Source organism: Pseudomonas sp. P9_31 (assembly GCF_034008235.1).
Lineage (GTDB): Bacteria > Pseudomonadota > Gammaproteobacteria > Pseudomonadales > Pseudomonadaceae > Aquipseudomonas.
This window is the reverse complement of record NZ_CP125375.1, coordinates 1,734,219-1,754,723: the sequence shown is the minus strand read 5'-3', so window position 1 is coordinate 1,754,723 and position 20,505 is coordinate 1,734,219. Positions and strand designations below refer to the sequence as shown.

The 20,505-nt window shown below is 60.7% G+C and carries 18 protein-coding genes and 2 pseudogenes; 5 read left to right on the top strand and 15 right to left on the bottom strand.

What is annotated here, in order from left to right:
- Positions 1–193: 193 nt before the first annotated feature.
- The 4 genes and pseudogenes from QMK51_RS28940 to QMK51_RS07880 form a co-directional block, all read right to left on the bottom strand.
- Positions 194–898 carry a methyl-accepting chemotaxis protein gene (locus QMK51_RS28940; protein WP_413817532.1) on the bottom strand — a complete coding sequence of 235 codons (705 nt, stop codon included), beginning with the start codon at positions 896–898 and terminating at the stop codon, positions 194–196.
- 204 nt (positions 899–1,102) lie between these two features.
- Positions 1,103–2,002: pseudogene (locus QMK51_RS28935) on the bottom strand (HAMP domain-containing protein); the annotation flags it as partial.
- Positions 2,003–2,266: 264 nt separating this feature from the next.
- A complete protein-coding gene (locus QMK51_RS07890) occupies positions 2,267–3,658 on the bottom strand; it encodes a PLP-dependent aminotransferase family protein (protein WP_320393660.1) in 1,392 nt (463 codons plus the stop codon).
- A 249-nt stretch (positions 3,659–3,907) separates the two neighbouring features.
- Positions 3,908–4,669, bottom strand: a complete 762-nt coding sequence (locus QMK51_RS07880; RefSeq protein ID WP_320393659.1) for an SDR family oxidoreductase — start codon at positions 4,667–4,669, stop codon at positions 3,908–3,910.
- Positions 4,670–4,905: 236 nt separating this feature from the next.
- Between QMK51_RS07880 and QMK51_RS07875 the strand changes: the two genes are divergently transcribed.
- Positions 4,906–5,910 (top strand): NADP-dependent oxidoreductase, encoded by a 1,005-nt coding sequence (locus tag QMK51_RS07875; protein ID WP_258699568.1) that lies wholly within the window; start codon positions 4,906–4,908, stop codon positions 5,908–5,910.
- Positions 5,911–6,047: 137 nt separating this feature from the next.
- Here the strand turns inward: QMK51_RS07875 and pyrF are convergent, their stop codons facing one another.
- Positions 6,048–6,746, bottom strand: coding sequence for an orotidine-5'-phosphate decarboxylase (gene pyrF / locus QMK51_RS07870; protein ID WP_320393658.1), 699 nt, complete (start codon positions 6,744–6,746; stop codon positions 6,048–6,050).
- Positions 6,747–7,038: 292 nt separating this feature from the next.
- On the opposite strand from pyrF, the gene QMK51_RS07865 reads away from it, so the two are divergent.
- The 3 genes from QMK51_RS07865 (at position 7,039) to xopAW (ending at position 9,950) form a co-directional block, all read left to right on the top strand.
- On the top strand, positions 7,039–7,797 hold the full coding sequence (locus tag QMK51_RS07865) for a response regulator transcription factor (RefSeq protein ID WP_320393657.1): 759 nt from the start codon (positions 7,039–7,041) through the stop codon (positions 7,795–7,797).
- Positions 7,797–8,858 (top strand): HAMP domain-containing sensor histidine kinase, encoded by a 1,062-nt coding sequence (locus tag QMK51_RS07860; protein WP_320393656.1) that lies wholly within the window; start codon positions 7,797–7,799, stop codon positions 8,856–8,858. Before QMK51_RS07865 ends, QMK51_RS07860 begins: the two co-directional genes overlap by 1 nt.
- 240 nt (positions 8,859–9,098) lie before the next feature.
- Positions 9,099–9,950, top strand: a complete 852-nt coding sequence (xopAW, locus tag QMK51_RS07855) for a XopAW family type III secretion system calcium-binding effector (protein ID WP_320393655.1) — start codon at positions 9,099–9,101, stop codon at positions 9,948–9,950.
- Between the two features lie 152 nt (positions 9,951–10,102).
- Here xopAW and QMK51_RS07850 read toward each other — a convergent pair whose 3' ends face one another.
- The 5 genes from QMK51_RS07850 to QMK51_RS07830 form a co-directional block, all read right to left on the bottom strand.
- Positions 10,103–11,158: an AI-2E family transporter gene (locus QMK51_RS07850; RefSeq protein ID WP_320393654.1), complete on the bottom strand. Its 1,056-nt coding sequence runs from the start codon at positions 11,156–11,158 to the stop codon at positions 10,103–10,105.
- Positions 11,159–11,239: 81 nt separating this feature from the next.
- Positions 11,240–12,046 (bottom strand): DUF4892 domain-containing protein, encoded by an 807-nt coding sequence (locus QMK51_RS07845; RefSeq protein ID WP_320393653.1) that lies wholly within the window; start codon positions 12,044–12,046, stop codon positions 11,240–11,242.
- Between the two features lie 8 nt (positions 12,047–12,054).
- The gene (locus QMK51_RS07840; protein ID WP_320393652.1) at positions 12,055–12,714 is read right to left on the bottom strand and encodes a glutathione S-transferase family protein; all 660 of its coding nucleotides are present in this window, start codon (positions 12,712–12,714) and stop codon (positions 12,055–12,057) included.
- A gap of 50 nt (positions 12,715–12,764) precedes the next feature.
- Entirely contained in the window at positions 12,765–13,619 is an 855-nt protein-coding gene (locus QMK51_RS07835; RefSeq protein ID WP_320393651.1) for an alpha/beta hydrolase, read from the bottom strand.
- Positions 13,616–14,422 (bottom strand): alpha/beta fold hydrolase, encoded by an 807-nt coding sequence (locus tag QMK51_RS07830; RefSeq protein WP_258699559.1) that lies wholly within the window; start codon positions 14,420–14,422, stop codon positions 13,616–13,618. The genes QMK51_RS07835 and QMK51_RS07830 overlap by 4 nt, the downstream gene beginning before the upstream one ends.
- 188 nt (positions 14,423–14,610) lie before the next feature.
- Here QMK51_RS07830 and QMK51_RS07825 point away from each other — a divergent pair, with 188 nt between their 5' ends.
- A complete protein-coding gene (locus QMK51_RS07825; protein ID WP_320393650.1) occupies positions 14,611–17,496 on the top strand; it encodes an RHS repeat-associated core domain-containing protein in 2,886 nt (961 codons plus the stop codon).
- A 20-nt stretch (positions 17,497–17,516) separates the two neighbouring features.
- Here the strand turns inward: QMK51_RS07825 and QMK51_RS07820 are convergent, their stop codons facing one another.
- From QMK51_RS07820 to QMK51_RS07800, 5 genes and pseudogenes are all read right to left on the bottom strand, one after another.
- A complete protein-coding gene (locus QMK51_RS07820; RefSeq protein ID WP_320393649.1) occupies positions 17,517–17,960 on the bottom strand; it encodes a hotdog fold thioesterase in 444 nt (147 codons plus the stop codon).
- Between the two features lie 32 nt (positions 17,961–17,992).
- Positions 17,993–18,475, bottom strand: a pseudogene (locus QMK51_RS07815) (AMP-binding protein); the annotation flags it as partial.
- A 45-nt stretch (positions 18,476–18,520) separates the two neighbouring features.
- Positions 18,521–18,973, bottom strand: a complete 453-nt coding sequence (gene sixA / locus QMK51_RS07810; protein WP_320393648.1) for a phosphohistidine phosphatase SixA — start codon at positions 18,971–18,973, stop codon at positions 18,521–18,523.
- A complete protein-coding gene (locus QMK51_RS07805) occupies positions 18,970–19,317 on the bottom strand; it encodes a DUF4389 domain-containing protein (protein ID WP_305422748.1) in 348 nt (115 codons plus the stop codon). Before QMK51_RS07805 ends, sixA begins: the two co-directional genes overlap by 4 nt.
- A 35-nt stretch (positions 19,318–19,352) precedes the next feature.
- Positions 19,353–20,378: an NAD(P)H-dependent glycerol-3-phosphate dehydrogenase gene (locus QMK51_RS07800; RefSeq protein ID WP_258699554.1), complete on the bottom strand. Its 1,026-nt coding sequence runs from the start codon at positions 20,376–20,378 to the stop codon at positions 19,353–19,355.
- Positions 20,379–20,505 lie beyond the last annotated feature (127 nt).

Below are 20,505 nucleotides of genomic sequence, written 5' to 3'. Positions count from 1 at the left end.
TCACGAAAGCGGTGTGTCATTCAACATTGATGTTGGCTGACCCGACGCCTTCGCGAGCAAGCCCGCTCCCACATGGATTGCGTTTAACTGACTGGCATCAACCGGATCAGGTGGCTTTTTTTTGCGTTGGGATTGATGGACGGGCGAGTACATCCAGCCGCCAGGATCATAAGATCACAGCCTTCGGCAGTTTCTACAGCCTGAAATGCCCCACCATCCCCTTCAACTCAACCCCCAACTGCGCCAGCTCATTACTGGAAGCCGCATTCCCCTGCATCGCCAACGAAGACTGATCCGCGCTGGCCCGAATACTGGTGACACTGCGATTGATCTCCTCGGCCACCGAACTCTGCTCCTCGGCCGCCGCCGCAATCTGCTGGTTCATCTGCTGAATCAACGACACCGCCGCCGCAATGCTCCCCAACGCACTCTCGGTCTGCAACGCATCGCTCACCGCCATCTTCACCAACTCGCCACTGCTCTGAATCTGCTGCACCGACGACTGCGCCGCCGAGCGCAAGGCGCCGACCAGCCGTTCGATTTCCTCTGTCGATTGCTGAGTTCGCTTGGCCAGTGCCCTGACCTCATCCGCCACCACCGCAAAGCCCCTGCCCTGCTCACCGGCCCGCGCCGCCTCGATGGCCGCATTGAGCGCCAACAGGTTGGTCTGCTCGGCCACGCTTTTGATCACGCTGAGCACCGTGCCGATGTTCTGGATTTCCGCACTGAGGCTTTCGATGCTGGAGCTGGCCGACGTCGCCGAATCCGCCAGCTGTTCGATCCGCGCCATGCTCTGACGCACCACCTGCTGACCGCTTTCCACCTTGCCGTCGGCGGTCTGTGCCGCCTGGGCGGCCTCCTCCGCGTTGCGTGCAACGTCGTGCACCGTGGCCGTCATCTGGTTCATCGCGGTGGCGACCTGCTCGGTTTCTTCCTTCTGGCTGCTGACTTCAAGGTTGGTCTGCTCGGTGACCGCCGACAGCGATTGAGCAGAGCTTGCCAGCTGTTCGATACCCGCCTGCAAACCACTGACGATGCTGCTCAGGCCCGCGCCCATTTGCTGCATGGCTTGCATCAACTGGCCGATCTCGTCCCGACGGGTCACTTCAATCGTCGCGCTCAAATCGCCCGCGGCGATCTGCTGAGCGACCCGGATCACACTGCGCAGCGGTGCGACGATCAACCGGGTAATCACCCACGCGGCAATCAGCCCGACCAGCAAGGCCAGTGCCGAAGAGCCAATGATCAACAGCGAGTTCTTTTTCAGCTCTGCCTGCATCGACCGGTCTTCGGCAACGTAGGCCTGATCCACCCGCTCCACCACTTGGGCGGCGCGCTGGTGGAGTTGTTCGGAGACGGTCTTTTCCTGCGCCAACAGGCCGGTGTACTCGGCGAGTTTTTCACTGAAACTGGCAATGTGACCGGACACTTCATTGAGGACTGTCTGGTAACCCTCATCCTTGACCGTGGTTTTCAGCTGCTCGGCCTGGGTCAACGCCTGGTCGGCCTGCTCGATCTTGCCCTGCCCGGCGCTGTCGTCGCCCTTGCGGCTCTGGTCCAGGCGTACCCGCGCTTCGTTCATGGCCTGCAACATCAGCCGCGAGACCTGGCTGACCTGATTCGCCTGTTCGATGAATTGCCCGCCGTCCTTGCCCTCGGACTCCTTCAAGGCATAGGCGCCATCGTCGGCAAGACCGGCCTGCAGCACATCCAGATTATTGGCCACGCTGGACACCGACCAACTGGCCATTTCCAGCGCCAGGTCCTTGGCCTGACTCAGCGAGACGAACTCGTCAAAAGCCTTGCGATAGGCTCCCAGAGACTGTTCGACGTCATTCATGACCGGCACGTTGGCGGAGGACTGAGCCTGGAGCTCGGTCGCCAGAGCGATCAGCGCGTCCACCCCCGCGTGCAGGGCATCCGCGGTTTTCGGGTCACCGCGCAAGGCGTAGTCCTGCTCCAGCAAGCGCACCTTGAGCAAACCGCTGTTGAGCGACGACATCTGCTTGAGCCCGTCAAAGCGATGACTGATGGTTTGCAGGGACCATACGCCGATGGCCGCCACCAGGGCTGTCAACAGCAGCACCAGTACAAACCCGACACCCATTTTTTTTGCCATACCGAGGTTGGCAAAACGTCCTTGCACGGCCGAAATCATTGCGCTTAGTCCCCTGCCATTGTCTGTGGATGCAGATTCGCAATGGGCTTGTGCCAACACAAGTCTCTGGCGTCGGAATAATGGCAAAAAGCTACGCCCGCGTCGTTTTCAGAATGTTTGAGGTCGATCCCGAGCGGTGGCCTGAAAAAATGCCCGGGCGCGAGGATCACAAGCATAGGCAACGTTGATGCGCTGCCAGTCATGGGTTTCACCGGTGGGGCTGAATGCCGTCGGGCAAGACAGCAGGACACCGAAACGCCGCGCCTGTGTCCGCACCTGAGTGTGATCGGACTTGCGCGATCGCGCCCAGATGAACAGGCCACCCACAGGTTTGCCGAAGACCTCCCATCCCGCGTCCTCGAGCACTTGCAAGGCCGCCTCTCTGTCGGTACTCAAACGCTGGCGCTGGCGCTGCACCAGTTTGCGATAGGCGCCGCTGGCCAACAGACGCGCCAGCACCGATTCGCAAAACCGTGAAGCGCCCATGCTGCTGATCATCTTGACCTTGGCCAGACGCGATATGACATCGGCACCCGCCACGACAAAGCCGACCCGCAACGAACTGCTGAGGGTTTTGGAGTAGCTGCCGACATAGATCACGTTGTCATCGATGCCCAATGCCGCGAGACGCGTACCGGGGCCGCTGTGCAAATCGGCATAGACATCGTCTTCGATCACCAGCACGCCATGTTTTCTGGCCAGTTGCAGAACCTGCTGAGCCACGCCCAAGGTCAAACAGCTGCCGGTGGGGTTGTGATAAAAGCTGTTGATGAACAAGCCACTGGGTTTGTACTTCAACAACAGTGTCTGGAGTGCTTCGGTGTCGGGTCCGTGAGGCGTTCGTGGCACCTCGATCATGCTGACCCCGTGCAGCCTGAGCAGATCGAACAGCATCGAATAACCGGGGCTCTCTACCACCACACAATCGCCCGGGTTAAACAAAGTGCGCACGATCAGGTCGAGCCCATGAGTGGCTCCCGCCGTGGTCAGGATTCGACTTTCGTCCACCGCGATATTCAGCTGTTTCAACCGTTTGAGGATCTGCTGACGCAGGGCAAGCAGGCCCAGTGGCGTGCTGTAGTTGAACAGTCCGGCCATGTCGGTGCGGCTGACCTGGCGCATGGCATAGCTCAGGTCGTCAGTTTCGCGCCAGCTTTCGGGTAAGCCGCCGCAGCCCAGCTTCAGTTCGCCCACGTGGCCGCTCTGATTCTCCTCAGCCCCCTCGAACCAGGGAAAATCCCGTTGCCCCTGATCAGCCAGCGCCGTTGTCGCGACAAAGAAACCCGCCCCATTGCGCGTCGCCAGCACCCCTTGCGCCACCAGCCGTTCGCAAGCCTCGATGACACTGGATTGGCTAAGCAGATTGATCCGCGCGATTTGCCGCACGGACGGCAAACGCGTCCCCGGCGGCACCTCGTCACAACGGAGCCAGTTGGCCAACGCGTCGACGATTTGCTGCACGACCGGCACCAATGCCTGTCGATCGATTCTCAACTCCATGAGCAAGCAAACTCCTGTCTGTTTTGCGGGAAACAGTTAATCACAGGAGTGCTCGAGGGGATGTGCGACAAAACCGCCAAAACCGTCGGTTCTAACCATTTGAAACACATTGCCCGGTGCCTTCACAGTCCCTGTGGGAGCGGGCTTGCTCGCGAAGACGGCGGCACAGTCAACGTTGAAGTCGCCTGACACACCGCTTTCGCGAGCAAGCCCGCTCCCACAGGTTCCGTACCATCACAGCCTGCAGCGTTAAAACGCCGTGACGCCACCATCCACCGCCAGCGAATGACCGGTGGTGAACGCCGCGCCGTCGCTGCACAGGTACAGCACCGCGCTGGCAATTTCTTCGACCTTGCCGATGCGCCCGACCGGGTGCATGGCATTGGCGAATTCGCCTTTCTTCGGGTCCGCCTCATAGGCACGACGGAACATGTCGGTGTCGATCACCGCCGGGCACACCGCATTCACACGAATCTTTTTCTTGGCGTATTCAATGGCCGCCGACTTGGTCAGGCCGATCACCGCGTGTTTCGAGGCGGCGTAGATGCTCATCTTTGGCGCAGCCCCCAGGCCGGCGACCGAAGCGGTGTTGACGATCGCGCCGCCGCCCTGGGCCAGCAGCAACGGCAACTGATACTTCATGCACAGCCAGACGCCTTTGACGTTGACGCCCATGATCGCGTCGAACTCATCGACCGTACCCTCGGCCAGTTTGCCTTTCTCGATTTCGATGCCGGCATTGTTGAAGGCATAATCGAGACGGCCGTAGGTATTCACCACCTCGTCCATCAGATTTTTTACATCGCTTTCCACAGTGACGTTGCAGCGCACGAAGGTCGCTTCACCGCCAGCGGTGCGAATCAGCGCCACAGTGCCTTCACCTCCGGCTGCGTCCAGATCGGCCACCACCACGTTCAAACCTTCGGCGGCAAACGCCAAAGCGGTCGCGCGGCCAATACCATTGGCCGCGCCCGTCACAACGGCGACCTGGCCGGAAAACGTCATGCTCATTGTTATGTCCTCGAAGGCAAGAATGTGGGGGATCGCGTGTGCCCAGTCTAGTCACAGGGGCGTGTCGCACGGCAGCACTATCAAAAGGCCGGTTGGGCCCCCATGAGTCGCAGTGATAGAACGGGCGACCTGACTATCACTGCACTGGATCGATGTGCATTCGCAGCGTCAGCCAACCTTGCGACATCGCCCATGAAGGTCTATCAACAAGACTTCATTCATCTTGAGTGCCTGTCATGACTACCCAGACCAATCGCCAGTTCCTGCTCGCCAAACGTCCCGTGGGAGCGGCTACCCGTGAGACATTCACCTATCAAGAAGTACCGGTCGGCGAACCGGCGGCGGGTCAGATCCTGGTCAAGAACGAATACCTGTCCCTCGACCCGGCCATGCGTGGCTGGATGAACGAGGGCAAGTCCTACATCCCGCCAGTCGGCATTGGCGAAGTCATGCGTGCATTGGGTGTCGGCAAAGTCATCGCCTCGAACAATCCGGGCTTTGCAGTGGGTGACTACGTCAACGGTGCCTTGGGTGTGCAGGATTACTTCCTCGGCGAGCCACGAGGTTTCTACAAGGTCGATCCGAAACTGGCACCGCTGCCGCGCTATTTATCCGCGCTCGGCATGACCGGGATGACCGCCTACTTCGCCCTGCTCGATGTCGGTGCGCCAAAGGCCGGCGACACCGTCGTGCTGTCGGGCGCGGCCGGTGCGGTGGGCAGCATCGCCGGGCAGATCGCCAAGATCAAAGGCTGTCGGGTGGTCGGCATTGCCGGCGGCGCGGACAAATGCAAGTTCCTGATCGATGAGCTGGGTTTTGACGGTGCCATCGACTACAAAAACGAAGACGTACACGCCGGCCTCAAGCGTGAGTGCCCGAAAGGCGTCGACGTGTATTTCGATAACGTCGGCGGCGATATTCTCGATGCCGTGCTGAGCCGTCTGAACCTGAAGGCGCGGGTGGTGATTTGCGGCGCCATCAGCCAGTACAACAACAAGGAAGCGGTCAAAGGCCCGGCCAACTACCTGGCGTTGCTGGTCAACCGCGCGCGGATGGAAGGTTTCGTGGTGATGGATTACGCCGCGCAGTTCGCCGCTGCCGGGCAGGAAATGGCCGGCTGGATGGCCAAGGGGCAGCTCAAGAGCAAGGAAGACATCGTCGAAGGGCTGGAAACCTTCCCGGAGACGCTGATGAAGTTGTTCAGCGGCGAGAATTTCGGGAAGTTGGTGTTGAAGGTTTAACCCATACCCGCAAACAACACTAACCCATGTGGGAGCGAGCCTGCTCGCGATAGCGGGGAATCAGACAACATTTATGTCGACTGACACTCCGCAATCGCGAGCAGGCTCGCTCCCACATTTGGATCTGCGGCGTTTGGTTAAGCGAGTTCTGCGACGACGGCGGCCAACGCCTTCGCCGGATCCGCCGCCTGGCTGATCGGACGACCGATCACCAGGTAGTCGGAACCGGCATCCAGCGCCTGACGCGGGGTCAGGATGCGGCGCTGATCGTCCTGGGCACTGCCCGCCGGGCGAATCCCCGGGGTCACCAGTTGCAGCGACGGGTGAGCGGCTTTCAAGGCCTGGGCTTCGAGGGCCGAGCAGACCAGACCGTCCATCCCGGCTTTTTCTGCCAGCGCGGCCAGGCGCAGCACCTGCTCCTGCGGCTCGATGTCCAGGCCGATACCCGCCAGATCCTCACGTTCCATGCTGGTCAGCACGGTCACGCCGATCAACAGCGGTTTCGGGCCGGTGCGCTGATCGAGCACCTCGCGGCACGCAGCCATCATGCGCAGGCCGCCGGAGCAGTGCACGTTGACCATCCACACGCCCATTTCCGCGGCGGCCTTGACGGCCATGGCGGTGGTGTTCGGGATGTCGTGGAACTTGAGGTCCAGGAACACTTCGAAACCCTTGTCGCGCAAGGTGCCGACGATTTCCGAAGCGCAACTGGTGAACAGTTCTTTACCGACTTTGACCCGGCACAGCTTCGGGTCCAGTTGATCGGCCAGCTTCAGTGCGGCGTCACGGGAGGGGAAATCCAGGGCGACGATAATAGGCGTCTGGCAGGCGGACATGAGTGGGCTCTCAGGCAAGTCGAAATCGGCGCGCATTGTAGCGGAACCAGCGACGCTGCGGGACCCGATGATCGGTAAATCGTCGAGTCGGCTCAGCCAAGACTAGTCCTTTCACCAATTGTGTCGAGCCCGATACATACACGACACGCCCACAACACCCTTCAACGCTACCCTCGGCAGCCGCAACAGGTCCTACAGCACTTCCCGCCTCACGGCCGGACGCCTATGCTGAAGCCACAACCTCGCAGCCTATCTTTGTGGTTGGCAGCCTACCTGGCAGATGAACGCACGCATGCACAACTCCCCAGCACCTCTGAACGACGATCAAAAAGCGCCGGCCGATGATAAACGCTGGAGCATTCGCGCCCTGATCGTCGACGATGACGTCCCGATCCGCGAACTGATGATCGATTACCTGGCCCGGTTCAATATCCACGCCAGCGGCGTCACCGATGGCGCCGCCATGCGTCAGGCGCTGCAAGCCGAGCATTACGACGTGGTGGTGCTCGACTTGATGCTGCCCGGCGAAGACGGTTTGTCGCTGTGCCGCTGGCTGCGCGCCGAATCGGACATCCCGATCCTGATGCTCACCGCCCGCTGCGAACCCACCGACCGGATCATCGGCCTGGAACTGGGTGCCGACGACTACATGGCCAAGCCATTCGAACCGCGGGAACTGGTCGCGCGGATTCAGACCATTCTGCGTCGGGTGCGCGACGACCGCACCGAACAGCGTGCGAACATTCGCTTCGACAACTGGCGCCTGAACAGCGTACTGCGCCAGTTGATTGCAGCTGATGGCCTGGTGGTGCCGCTGTCCAACGCCGAATTCCGCTTGCTCTGGGTGTTCATCGAACGCCCGCGCCGGGTGCTCAGCCGCGAACAACTGCTGGACGCCGCCCGTGGACGCTCGATCGAAGCGTTTGATCGCAGCATCGATTTGCTGGTCTCGCGCCTGCGCCAGAAACTGGGTGACGACCCGAAAGCCCCACAGCTGATCAAGACCATTCGCGGCGAGGGTTATCTGTTCGACGCACGAGACATCGGCTGATGCGTGCGCGCTTCGATACGCTGTTCGGCCGCCTGTTTGGCGTGCTGCTGCTGGCGATCGTACTGGCGCATTTGTTAGCGTTTTTATGGTTCAAACATTATGGGCCGCCCCCTCCGCCTCCCCCTCCCCCTCCGCCGTCGGAGTTTTCCGAGCGCTTCGACGGACAACGCCCGCCAATGGCCCCACGCTTCGACAACCGGCCACCACGGCCATGGTTCGGCGGACCACTCGTGCCGCTGACCTTTCAGCTTGTCTCGCTGATCATCGCGGCCTGGTACGGCGCCAAGCTGTTGACCCGCCCGATTCAGCGCCTGAGCGACGCCGCCGAACGCCTGAGTGAAAATCTCGACAGTCCGCCCCTGGATGAGTCCGGTCCACGGGAAGCGCGCCAAGCGGCGCACACCTTCAACCTGATGCAGAAACGCATTCTGGAACAGATGCAGCAGCGCTCGCGAATGCTCGGCGCAGTGTCCCATGACCTGCGCACGCCGCTGTCGCGGCTCAAACTGCGGCTGGAACAGATCGACGACGACAAGCTGCAAGGCCAGATGCGTCAGGACCTGGACGACATGATCGGCATGCTCGATTCCACCCTCACTTACCTGCACGAACAGCGCACCAGCGAAGCGCCACAATGGATGGACGTGCAAGCGCTGGTCGAATCCCTGAGCGAAAACGCTCAGGACCAGGGCGCCGACGTCCAGAGCAGCGGTCATTGCGCCCCGTTGCAGGTTCAGCCGATGGCCTTGCGCTCGTGCGTCAACAACCTGCTGGATAACGCTCTGCGTTATGCCGGGGACGCGCTGATTACGCTTGAGGACAGCCGCGAGGAGCTGGTGATCCGGGTCATCGACCATGGCCCGGGTATCGCGGCGGATAAACGTGAGGCGGTGTTCGAACCGTTTTTTCGTCTGGAAGGCTCGCGCAATCGCAACTCCGGCGGCGTCGGTCTGGGCATGACCATCGCCAGGGAAGCAGCGGAGCGTCTGGGAGGGCAATTGAGCCTGGAAGAAACCCCCGGCGGTGGTCTCACGGCGGTCATCCGCCTGCCGCGCCTCTGAGCCACAACGACTCCCCTGTGGGAGCGGGTTTGCCCGCGATAGCGGTCTGACAGACAACATCGATGTTGAATGTGCTGGCCTCATCGCCGGCAAGCCCGCTCCCACAGGATTTGATGCCGGCCCGATATTTGTGTGTGTGTGTACCAATCGGTACAAATCCCACATACCCACGATAACTTGCCCCTTGAGGCTGCATAGGCCGGTGCACCCACCGGTTTCCCATTCCAAGGAGTGAGCACAATGATCGGTAGTGTCAGCAACTACACGAGCTATACCAGTACCAGCAGCACCACCTCCACCAACAGCGCCCGCAGCCAGCAATTTCAGAAAGAACTGCTCGCCAAACTCGACAGCAACAGTAACGGCGCGGTGGACCAGGACGAGCTCAAGAGCGCCCTGTCACAGAAATCCGACGACGGTCTGCTGGTCACCCTGAGCAAGAACTTCAGTGACCTGGACAGCGACGAAAGCGGCAGCCTGAGCAGCGAGGAAATGGCCGCGATGGCCCCTCCACCACCGCCGTCGGGCGATCAGGCACCGAACACCGAACTGGCCGATGCGCTGATCAGCGCCCTGGACTCAGACGGTGACGGCGCCATCAGCAGCGATGAACTGAGCAGCGGTCTGACCAACGCCGGCAGTACAGCCGACAGCGCGGAAATCTTCTCGGCCCTGGACAAGAACGAAGACGGTACCGTCAGCCAGGACGAACTCGCCGCCAGTCTGACCCCTCCTCCGCCGCCACCTCAACAGGTGTCCAGCGAAGAACTGTTCAGCCAACTCGATGCCGACAGCGATGGCAGTGTCACGGCCACGGAACTGAGTAGCGCCCTGGCCAGCGACAGCACCTCATCGACCAGCACCGACACCAGCGCCGCGCTGCTCAAAGCGCTCGATAGCGACAGCAGCGGTGGCGTCAGCAGCGATGAACTGAAAGCCGCCTTGCAAGCCGGCCGTGAGCAAAGCACCGACAGTTCCACCGACCCGTTCAACGTGACCGAAGCCCTGAACAAAATGATCGCCAACCTGAGCAAGCAGTACTCGCTCGACAACGTGGCGACCGTGGGCAAACACCTGAACGTCGCGACCTGAGTCAGGCGTTCAGTCTGACAGACCGTGTCGTCCGTTTCGCGAGCAGGCTCGCTCCCACGGTTGATCGACGTTGATCACACTGTTAGTGATCAACACAAAACCAGTGTGTGCGGGCTTGCCCGCGAAGAGGCCGCAAGCCCCAACAAAAAACCTCAGGGCCGGCGATCTTCAACCCGAGCCTGGCTCTTGCTCCAATCGGTCAGCAGGCTGTAAGCCACGGCCAGCAACGTCGGACCAATGAACAACCCGATAAACCCAAACGCAATCAACCCGCCAAACACCCCGAGCAACACAATCACCAACGGCAAATTCCCGCCCCGACTGATCAGGTACGGCTTAAGCACGTTGTCGACCCCGCTGATAATGAATGTCCCCCAAATCCCGAGGAACACCGCCATGCCGTACTCGCCCTTCCAGGCCAACCAGGCCGTGGCCGGAATCCACACCAGCGGCGGTCCCATCGGAATCAGGCTCAGCAAAAACGTCACAATCCCCAGCACCAACGCCCCAGGCACGCCGGCAATCAGGAAGCCGATCAACGCCAGCACCGCCTGAGCCGCCGCTGTACCGATCACCCCATTGACCACCCGCTGCACCGTGCCCGCCACCAGGTCGATGTAATACCCGGCGCGCTCACCAATCAGCCGCTCCAGCAACCCATGGACAAACACCGCCAGACGCGGCCCGTCCCGGTAGAAAAAGAACACGAAAACAATACTCAGCGTCAGCTCTAGAATCCCGCCGCCAATCTGCGCACTGCGCGCCAGCAACCAGTTACCGACCTGCCCCAGATAAGGCTTGATCGCCAGCATCATCGCCGCGCCTTGCTGATCGATGCTGTTCCAGATCCCCACCAACCGCTCGCCGACCAAGGGAATACCGCCCAGCCAGACCGGTGCTTCAGGCAGACCATCGACTTGCACATCCTTGATGAACGCCGTGGCATCGCGCACGTGATCCGCCAGATTGAACCCCAGCCATACCAGCGGTGCCGCCACCAATATCATCCAGCCGAGCGTCAGCAATAGCGCCGCCAGGGATTCACGACCATTGAGCCAACGGGTCAACAGACGCATCAGCGGCCAACTGGCAAACGCCAGCACCGCGCCCCAGAACAGCGCCGACCAGAATGGCGCCATCACCCATAAACTCGCGCCAAACAGCACCAGGAGCAGGATCTGCACCAACAGCCGATCATTATTGAGCATGTAAGATCCTGAAAAAAGTCAGCCGAAAAAGTCAGTCAGCAAAGCGTAGGCGAACACGCAGAACGCGTTCGCCGAATGAGCTTATCGCAACAATTCGAAGTGCAGGCCAGAGCCTTCGACGCTGCCGGTTTCCATCCGCGCCGTGCGCACGCCCTGGCCGATCAGCGCCTGGCGCCAGGCTTCGGCATTGGGCCCCGAAACGCCGACCCGCAACGTGGCGTCCAGGTTCAGGCCCCGGGAAATCAAACGCAGCCAGGTGTCGTCAGGGTCACCGCCGAGTTTGGGGAAATCGAGTTTCCCGGTGCTTTTGAGCTGGCGCAGCAACGTGGCGGACGTCGGCAACAAATTACCCAGCGGCGCGGCGGCGTCGAACTGCTCGACGTGCAGATAGGCCCTGCGATTACCGCGAGTGATGCTGTAAAGCGCCACCAGTGTGTTGTCTTGAGGGGCCGCCAGACGCAGCAGCAAATAAGCCTGTTCATTATCGGCGCCATACAGCTTGGCGTTGCCGAAGACTTCATTGGCCCACAGGCTGCTTTCGCCACAATCCCGGGCCTGGCACCAGAACAACAGTTCGGCGCCCTGCTTCTGCAAGGCTTCGCGGGCGGCGGTGAAGGCCTCGGTGGAGGCATGCTCCGGTGGCAATTCGTAGGTGACCGAGGTGGTTTGCCCCCGAGCGGTGACCTGGCCGTCGAAGCGCAACTGACCGCTGATCTTGCGGATCGAACCCAGCGGGTAAATCCGCTCGAGCTCAACCGTCGGGCGATAGTCGACGATCTGTGCATCGGTCATGCGCGGCACGATCGGCAGATCCTGACTGCCCGGGATATCAGCGGCCAATAACCAGGGACTGAAAGTGCATAGTGCCAGCAGAGTGAGTGAACGCATGGATAGGCTCATCGGATCAACATGGCCTGGGCACCTTTGATGATGCTGGCATCATCGATGCGCTCGGGCACCAGCAAACCACGCTGCACCGCAGGGCGCGCCTCCAGGGTGGCTATCCAGCGTTGCAAGGCCGGCAAGCCGTCCACCGAGACACCGGACCAGTCGTGGCCACGGACCCACGGAAAGGTCGCGATGTCGGCAATGCTGTACTCTCCCGCCAGAAACTCCACGGCTTGCAGACGCGTGTCGAGCACTTCATACAAGCGCCGGGTTTCATGTTGATAACGGTCGATGGCACCCTGGAGTTTTTCCGGGAAATAGCGGAAAAACACGTTGGCCTGGCCCTGCATCGGGCCGATGCCGCCCATCTGGAACATCAGCCACTGCAACACTACCGAGCGCCCTTTCGGGTCCTGGGGCAGCAGTTTGCCGGTCATCTCGGCGAGGTAAATCAGAATTGCGCCGGATTCGAACACAGCGAAATCGCCATGGGCGCGGTCGACAATCGCCGGAATCCGGCCATTGGGATTGATCTTGAGGAAGTCCTCGGACTTCTGTTCCTTTTTGTCGAAACTCAAGGCATGCACCGTGTAGGGCAGGCCGAGTTCCTCGAGCACGATAGAGACCTTGTGGCCATTCGGGGTCGCTGCGGTGTACAGATCTATCATGGTTGTCTCCCATTTCAACCCGCCCAGCCTCGACAGTTGCCCGGCGCAAGTCAAGGAACGGCGAAGAACCGATTGAAACAGTCTGCGACAAGGTCGGCACCGGGTTCGTCATTCAGGTGCAAATGATGGCCGCCAGGCAACTGTTCACGGCTAAAGGGTAGACGCTCCAGCAACTCGGGATGTTTGGCGAGCATGCCGTCAGCCGCGACCACCAGCTGTGCAGGACAACTGACGCGCTGGACGAAAGCCATCGCCTGTTCAGTGGTCAGACGTAACGGCGATGGAAGGGTCAGGCGGTTGTCGGTGCGCCAGGTGTAACCGCCCGGCACCGGCATCAAGCCGCGCTGAGCCAGCAATTCGGCGGCTTCGCGACTGACCGCCACCAAGCCTTTCATGCGCGCTTCGATGGCCCGGTCGAGGGTGTTGTAGACCGGTTTGCGCTTTTCCCGCAGATCCAGCTGCGCTTGCAGGGCCATGCCCATGCGCTCGGCGGCATTTTCGCCTTTGTCTGTAGGAGGAATGATGCCGTCGATCAACGCCAAGTGAGTCACCCGCTCCGGCAACGACCCGGCCAGCACCAGCGAGACGATCGCCCCCAGGGAATGCCCCAGCAGCGCAAAACGCGGCCATCCCAACTGCTCGGCCACTTGCAACACGTCGTGGGCGTAGTCCCACAGCGCATAACCGGCGCCGTTCGGCCGATGCCCCGAATGACCGTGCCCGGCCATGTCCAGCGCGACGATGCGCAAGCCCTTGAGCTTCGGCGCCAGCCGGGCAAAGCTGTTGGCGTTGTCCAGCCAGCCGTGCAAGGCGATCACCGGCAAGCCGTCCTCGGGCCCGAACAGGTGCGCCGCCAACTCGATATGCGGCAGGCTCAGGCGAACTTCTTCAACGACGCTGCTCATGCGCACTCCTGTTGGCGGCGACCTTCCCAGCGACTGAACAGATTCTTCAGCAGCATGGCCGTGTCCTGTGGACGTTCGAGAGGAAACATGTGGCCGCCGGGCAGGGTCAAGGACTCGCCCAGAGGCATGCGCCCGACAGAACGGGCGTGATGGCGCATCACCACGCGGCTCTTGTGCCCGCGAACCACCGCCAGAGGCACTTTCAGCTGCCGCGCACTGCCGGGGCTGGTATGGGGCACGCCGCGGTAGATGCTGATTTCCGTGGCCGGGTCGAACCGCAGACGCAGCTTGTCGCCGACCTTTTGCAAACCATGTTGAAGATAGGCCTCGAAGCATTCCGGATCGAAGCCGCGAAACAGGGTTTTACCAGCGAAATACAGGCGGGCCGCCTCCAGATCGGCGAACTCTTCCCGCCGTCCCAGGGTACGACCGGCCGGGGTCAGGCGATCGATGAAACCGAAGCGTTTGGCGGCACGGATCACCCATTGATCGGCGCGGGTCAGCACCGGCGAATCGAGCATGACCACGCCGCGATACAGCTCTGGGCAACGCAACGCGGCATGCAGGTGCAGCACGCCGCCGAAGGAGTGGCCAACGCCCCAGACCGGCCCGGGTTGCTGCTTGAGGTGATGAATCAGCTCATCCACCAGATTGTTCCAGTTGTCGTCCGCCGGAAAACGCGGGTCATGGGCGTGCTGCTCCAAATGCGCCACTTGGTACTCCGGCGCCAGCGCGGCAAACAACTTGCCGTACGTGGCCGAAGGGAAACCGTTGGCGTGAGCGAAAAACACCTGTTGCGACATACCGGCGATCCATGTGCAAAAAACAGAGGGTGATTGTCCGTAAGACCGTGCCCTACAGCAATGACCGTAACTGACAGGAATGATGACAGCGTCGTTTCGTCGATGAAAAACAATCCTGGCATTCGTCGAACACCTCACTTACCTGTCATTTCTGACAGTTGATACTTCAGGAGCAACTACGAATAACTATGCCCGATTCGAAGCTCTTTCAGGAGACTGCTCCCATGCACACAAAAAACCCGACAGTCTCCGTGAAAGATCCTCGAGGGCTCAACGTCGCCACTGTGTCCTACTACCGTGACACGCCCGGCAAGACAGCAGAGCCTCGGATTTACCGTCAATCCTATAATGCCGCAGGTCGCCCGACGATCAGCCGCGACCCTCGTCTGTTCAAGCTGCTTGAGGCCGAACCAGACGCCCGGCCAAACCTGACGACAATTTTCAGCCTCACGGGTACACCCCTCTACAGCGACAGCGTGGATGCGGGAAGCCGGCTGACCCTGACCGGTGTGGCCGGTCAAAACCTCATCGGCTGGGACAGTCTGCTCACTCAGGTTCGAACCGAATACGACCTGTTGCTGCGCCCGGTCAAAACCGTCGAACAGGCTCACGGCACATCCGCAAGAAACCGCTCGGTTTACACCTATGGGGGCAACACTCCGGAATCTGCCTCGCGCAATCAATGCGGCCAATTGATCCGCCATGACGACAGCGCCGGCACTGTGCACTTCACTGACTTCGCGCTGACGGGCGGAGTCAGCTCGCAGACTCGACATTTTCTCAAAGAGCTGGGCGAACCGGACTGGCCCATTGATGAAGCCGAAAGAAACCGGTTGAGCGAGCCCGGCAGCGGCGCGACCACCCGCACCCTCTACAATGCTCTGGGGCTCATGGTCAGCCAGGAAGATGCACAAGGCAACGTCCAGTATTCAGATCTGAACATCGCCGGCCAACTCGGTCAGGTTCGCTTGAAGCTCGCCGGGCAATCGCAAGACAAATCGCTCCGGCAATATCCTCAGCATCAAAGATGCGGCTCAGCGCACCCGTTTTTTCGCAACCAGAAGATCGAACCGACCAACACTTTCACCTACAACAGTTTGTATCAACTGATAGAGGCAAACGGCTGGCAGCGGGTCAATAGCCAGAACGGCCCTCAGGAGCCGGTCTTTGTTTCCCCTCCCGACCCGGGGCAGCTGGAAAATTACCGCCAGACCTATACCTACGATTGTGCCGGCAACCTCACGACACTGGCTCACAACGCTGCCAGCCACAACTGGACACAGCAGACGGCGATTTCGAAATACAGCAATCGGGGACTGGCGCAAAAGGCTGACGGCGGGCTGCCCGACGAGAGTGAAATCACCGCCGGATTCGATGCCAACGGCAACAAAAGGGAGTTGATGGCGGGCCAGGATCTGACCTGGAGCCTGAACAACCGTCTGCGGCAGGTCGATCAAGTGGTGCGCGAGAACGCACCCAATGACAGCGAAATCTACCTTTACGACGAGTCTGGTCAGCGCAAGCGCAAAATTCGCGTCACTCAAGGCGGTTCATCAACGCGAACGCATGAAGTGCGCTATTTGCCAGGGCTGGAAATCCGTACATCTCCCGAAGAAGTTCTACATGTCATTTCGGCCCAGGCCGGACGCTGCGCGGTACAGGTTCTGCATTGGGAGCCAGGCAGTGGCAACGCCGATCAGTATCGTTACAGCCTGAGCAATCATTTGGGCTCCAGTACATTGGAACTCGGTCAACACGCCGAACTGATCAGCGAGGAAATGTACTACCCCTACGGTGGCACTTCATGGTGGGCCGGCCCGGACAAAGTACAGGCCAGCTATAAGACCCGGCGATACTCAGGCCAGGAACGTGATGCCACCGGACTGTATTACTACGGACAACGTTACTACGCCCACTGGTGGGGGCGCTGGCTCAACCCCGACCCGGCATGCACTGCCGATGGCTGGAATCTGTTTGCCATGGTGCACGGCAATCCGGTCAGGTTTGTCGATGTTCAGGGCCTGGCTGGGCTCGACACCGCCATGGCGGCCGGTGCGACGGCGGCCCGAGAACTTACAAGCGCCTTGATCGCCGCCACCGTGCAATATGCAATGACCACGCTTATGTCGCCCATGAACGTGGCAGTGACTGCTGCCGGCGCCACAGCGGGCGCGATTTCAGGCGGCATCAGCGGGTATGCGAGCGCTAACTGGGCTCAATCCGGAGTTTCCGTCGACGACCCCTCCAGCTGGGGGCCTCTCATGGCGAAAGTCGGCGGCGCTGCCCTTGGTGCAGCTCTGGGGGCTGCGCCTTCCTTGCTCGGAACCCTCAATCCAAAAGGCAATACAGCTGCTGCCGCTCAGATCGGCGGAGCTTTCGGGACGGTGTTTCGCGAACTGTCATCCCAATACTTTGCAAATGCCGGCCCGAGCAATCCCTCTGTCGGCCGTGCAGACTTCGTAACCGGACTGGCCAGTATGGGCGCCGTGGGCACCGCCGGAGCAACAGTGGGGTATGGTGGCGCGACGCTGTTCGGGAATGAAAGCGTGGGTAAAGCCCTACAGTCGACCCTGGTCGGTGCTACTGCGACGGCAGTCGGTGCGGCCGGTGCCTCTGCCGTGAGGGGATTGCGTGGAACGCCAACCAAGCCGTCCAAAGGCAGTGGGCCGACATTCGACCCGAACAAAGCCATCGTCGGATTCAGCAGCCGGCATTTCTTTTCCTCCCTGGGACAGTTAGCCAATCTGGCCGTCGCACAGATTCCTGGATACAGCGCATTGGACGCAAACACTCAAGCTGCGATGACGCGGGCGGTCGGCAATGCCATCGGCGACTTGCGATCGACCTTCGTGACCACCGCGACACCCGGCTTGAGTGCAGAACTGGGGCAAACGTCCTGGGATCTGGAAATGAACACGGTCGGCGCCGGTATCACCCGAGAGAACGTGCCGGTCTCAAGCAATGCGGCCGATGACCCGGCAGCCACCGAAATTTTCTACGTCACCAGCGAGACGACGCGCAGGCAGCGCAGCTATTCACGATCCAATCTGCCCCATCAGATGACACACATGTGAACGCAGCGGCTGTATCGCTATCAACGAGACGGCGGTTGTTCCCCCAACGGAACAACCGCCATGGTCAGCCGCGATACGCAACTGGCCTTGCCCTCATCGCTGCTCAAACGGATATCCCAGACATGGGTGGTGCGACCAATGTGAATCGCCTTGGCCACTGCCGTCACTCGCCCACTGCGCAGCCCGCGCAAATGGTTGGCGTTGATTTCCAGGCCTACGCAATAAAACTTGCTGGCGTCGATGCACAGATAACTGGCCATCGAGCCGACGGTTTCGGCCAGCACCACCGAAGCACCACCATGCAACAAGCCATAAGGCTGGTGAGTGCGATGGTCGATGACCATGCTCGCGGTCAGGGACTCGTCATCGAAGGCTTCGAAGCGAATATCCAGCACTTCGCCGATGGTATTTTTCTGAATTGCGTTCAACCGCTCGACGTTGGGAATGGTGCGCCACAGACTCATCGTTGCGTTCCTTTGTGGGTGTTGTTCGTCGCTCAATCCTGCCACAGCACCGCTTCGCTACGCTCGCTCCATTCTTCGAACCGCGCGCCGTAAGCGGCTTCGATCATGTTGCGCTTGATCTTCAGGGTCGGCGTCAGGAAGCCGTTCTCCACCACCCAACTGTCCTTGACTACCACCAGTCGGTGCAAGCGCTCATGCTTATCAAGGGCGCCGTTAACCTCCTCCAACAGCTTTTCCAGGCTTGAATGCAGGCCCGCCCTCGTCGCTGCGCTGGCGTCCCGCTGACCGACCGTCGACAACACGCACAACCCCAGCGGTGCGCTCAGGCCATCGCCGACCACACACACTTGTTCGATCCGCGAGTGCACCGCCAGACGATTCTCGATCGGTACCGGGGCGACGTACTTGCCTTTGCTGGTTTTGAAGATTTCCTTCAGGCGCCCGGTCAGGCGCAGGTTGCCTTCGGCATCTTCCTCGCCCTGGTCACCGGTGCGCAGGAAGCCATCTTCGGTGAGCCCCTAGCCACAGCCGCTCCCACATTAGCCCGGTTTCTTCAGGGTCTACGGGTGTTTGATGCCGTTGAGCTTCATCGCCCCGACCAGCAGTTCGTCGCCCTCGAGCTCCGCCAGCCCGGCTGTGCCGACTTTCTCCGGGTCCTGCACATGACCATGCTGCAAATAGCCCAGCAGATTGCCGACCAGCGGGTTATGGCTGACCAGCAGCGCGTGATCCACGGACACCAACTGCTCCGCCACCGCTTGCGGATAATTGTCGGGCTTGAGCCAGTCGACCGTGCGAATCTCCGGCGCGAAATTCAGCGCCGTACGCACAATTTCTGCCGTCTCCTGCGCTCGATGATAAGGGCTGGCATAAATGGCAGTGAGCGGCTGGCCGATCAATTCGGCTGCGGCACGCAACACCTCTTCACGACCGTGGGCGGTCAGTGCCCGCTCGGAGTCCGGGCGAGTACCGTGAGGTTCGGCTTCACCATGACGCAATACCCAGAGTTTCATAATTTCGGTTCCTCATCTCGGGCCGGATGCGGCGCCGGCGCCACAACGTGCGGGGCTTCACCTTCCGGTGTACGCGGCGCTGGCCAGTCGGCGAACGGCCAGGGCTTCTGGTCGCTGTGAAAGCTGCCGAAACGACCGATCTGTGCCAGAAACTGGCTCAGGCTGTCGCCGAAATTCATCAGGCTGGCGCTCGGCGCGCCATATATCAAACGATAGATCAGCTGCACCAGCACCACTGCGCCGAGGATCAATTGCGCCACTTGCCAGACCAGCACATAGACAATCATCCACAGCACCCGCAGCAGGATGGATTCGTACTTGGCTTCTACTTTTGGATCGTTCATGTCTGTCTCGCTCCCTGCTCGTCTCGGTTAAGTGCTCAGTTGAAACCACTGGTGGAAATAAAGTCCACGTCGGTTTTCGGTTCACCACGCATCAACAACCCAATCACCTGATCAAGCGTGCGCCCTTCGAACAGAATCGCGTGCAATCCGGCGACCAGCGGCATATACACACCTACTTCCTGCGCCTTGGCCTTGAGCACCTTGAGGGTGTTCACGCCTTCGGCGACTTCGCCCAGACGCGTCACCGCGTCCTCCAGGCTCAAGCCCTGGCCGAGGGCAAACCCGACCTGATAATTGCGGCTTTTCGGCGACGAGCAGGTGACGATCAAATCGCCGACGCCCGCCAGGCCCAGGAAAGTCATCGGATTCGCGCCCTGGTTCACCGCGAACCGGGTCATTTCCGCCAGTGCCCGGGTGATCAGCATGCTCTTGGTGTTTTCACCCATCCCCAATGCCACCGCCATGCCGGCGATGATTGCGTAGACGTTTTTCAGCGCCCCGCCCAGCTCCACGCCAAAGCGGTCGGCGCTGGCGTACACGCGAAAGGTGCGGCCATGCAACGCAGCCTGGACCCGCTGGCAAAGCTCTTCGTCTTCGCTGGCGACCACCGTGGCGGTCAGCGCGTGTTCGGCCACTTCACGGGCCAGGTTCGGCCCGGACAGCACGCCAATGCGCGCTTGCGGGGCGATGTCTTCAAGGATTTGGCTCATCAGCTTGAACGTGTGGGCTTCGATGCCTTTGGTCAGGCTCACCAGCAGCTTTCCGCTCAAAAGCTGGGCGTGGGGTGCCAGCACCGAACGCAGCGCGCTGGACGGCAGCGCGACGAAGCACAGGTCACAGGCCTCCAGGGTGGCTTGCAGGTCCGTGACCGCCTCCACCGCCGCAAGAATCTTGATGCCTTTGAGGTAACGCGGGTTCTCGCGATCGACCCGAATGGCCTCCGCCTGCTCGGGGTCACGCATCCACAGTCGGACCTGATGCCCGTTCTCGGCCAGCAGATTAGCCACGGCGGTACCAAAACTTCCGCCTCCCAGGACCGCAATTGGGCGCTGTTCAGTCATATGCAATCCGTTAATCCATACCAGTGGCGATGCCGGCATTATACGGAGCGGCCCAGTGGCGGCCAGCCCCTGCATCAAATACCGGCACTTGTAGGAAGAAGACCAACAAAACCGAGGAAAATGCCCG

What these genes read in the sequence shown, in the direction of transcription:
- QMK51_RS28940 (WP_413817532.1), bottom strand. Translation starts at nt 898, where the DNA reads ATGACGGCCACGGTGCACGACGTTGCACGCAACGCGGAGGAGGCCGCC.
- QMK51_RS07890 (WP_320393660.1), bottom strand. Translation starts at nt 3,658, where the DNA reads ATGGAGTTGAGAATCGATCGACAGGCATTGGTGCCGGTCGTGCAGCAA.
- QMK51_RS07880 (WP_320393659.1), bottom strand. Translation starts at nt 4,669, where the DNA reads ATGAGCATGACGTTTTCCGGCCAGGTCGCCGTTGTGACGGGCGCGGCC.
- QMK51_RS07875 (WP_258699568.1), top strand. Translation starts at nt 4,906, where the DNA reads ATGACTACCCAGACCAATCGCCAGTTCCTGCTCGCCAAACGTCCCGTG.
- pyrF (WP_320393658.1), bottom strand. Translation starts at nt 6,746, where the DNA reads ATGTCCGCCTGCCAGACGCCTATTATCGTCGCCCTGGATTTCCCCTCC.
- QMK51_RS07865 (WP_320393657.1), top strand. Translation starts at nt 7,039, where the DNA reads ATGCACAACTCCCCAGCACCTCTGAACGACGATCAAAAAGCGCCGGCC.
- QMK51_RS07860 (WP_320393656.1), top strand. Translation starts at nt 7,797, where the DNA reads ATGCGTGCGCGCTTCGATACGCTGTTCGGCCGCCTGTTTGGCGTGCTG.
- xopAW (WP_320393655.1), top strand. Translation starts at nt 9,099, where the DNA reads ATGATCGGTAGTGTCAGCAACTACACGAGCTATACCAGTACCAGCAGC.
- QMK51_RS07850 (WP_320393654.1), bottom strand. Translation starts at nt 11,158, where the DNA reads ATGCTCAATAATGATCGGCTGTTGGTGCAGATCCTGCTCCTGGTGCTG.
- QMK51_RS07845 (WP_320393653.1), bottom strand. Translation starts at nt 12,046, where the DNA reads ATGCGTTCACTCACTCTGCTGGCACTATGCACTTTCAGTCCCTGGTTA.
- QMK51_RS07840 (WP_320393652.1), bottom strand. Translation starts at nt 12,714, where the DNA reads ATGATAGATCTGTACACCGCAGCGACCCCGAATGGCCACAAGGTCTCT.
- QMK51_RS07835 (WP_320393651.1), bottom strand. Translation starts at nt 13,619, where the DNA reads ATGAGCAGCGTCGTTGAAGAAGTTCGCCTGAGCCTGCCGCATATCGAG.
- QMK51_RS07830 (WP_258699559.1), bottom strand. Translation starts at nt 14,422, where the DNA reads ATGTCGCAACAGGTGTTTTTCGCTCACGCCAACGGTTTCCCTTCGGCC.
- QMK51_RS07825 (WP_320393650.1), top strand. Translation starts at nt 14,611, where the DNA reads ATGCCCGATTCGAAGCTCTTTCAGGAGACTGCTCCCATGCACACAAAA.
- QMK51_RS07820 (WP_320393649.1), bottom strand. Translation starts at nt 17,960, where the DNA reads ATGAGTCTGTGGCGCACCATTCCCAACGTCGAGCGGTTGAACGCAATT.
- sixA (WP_320393648.1), bottom strand. Translation starts at nt 18,973, where the DNA reads ATGAAACTCTGGGTATTGCGTCATGGTGAAGCCGAACCTCACGGTACT.
- QMK51_RS07805 (WP_305422748.1), bottom strand. Translation starts at nt 19,317, where the DNA reads ATGAACGATCCAAAAGTAGAAGCCAAGTACGAATCCATCCTGCTGCGG.
- QMK51_RS07800 (WP_258699554.1), bottom strand. Translation starts at nt 20,378, where the DNA reads ATGACTGAACAGCGCCCAATTGCGGTCCTGGGAGGCGGAAGTTTTGGT.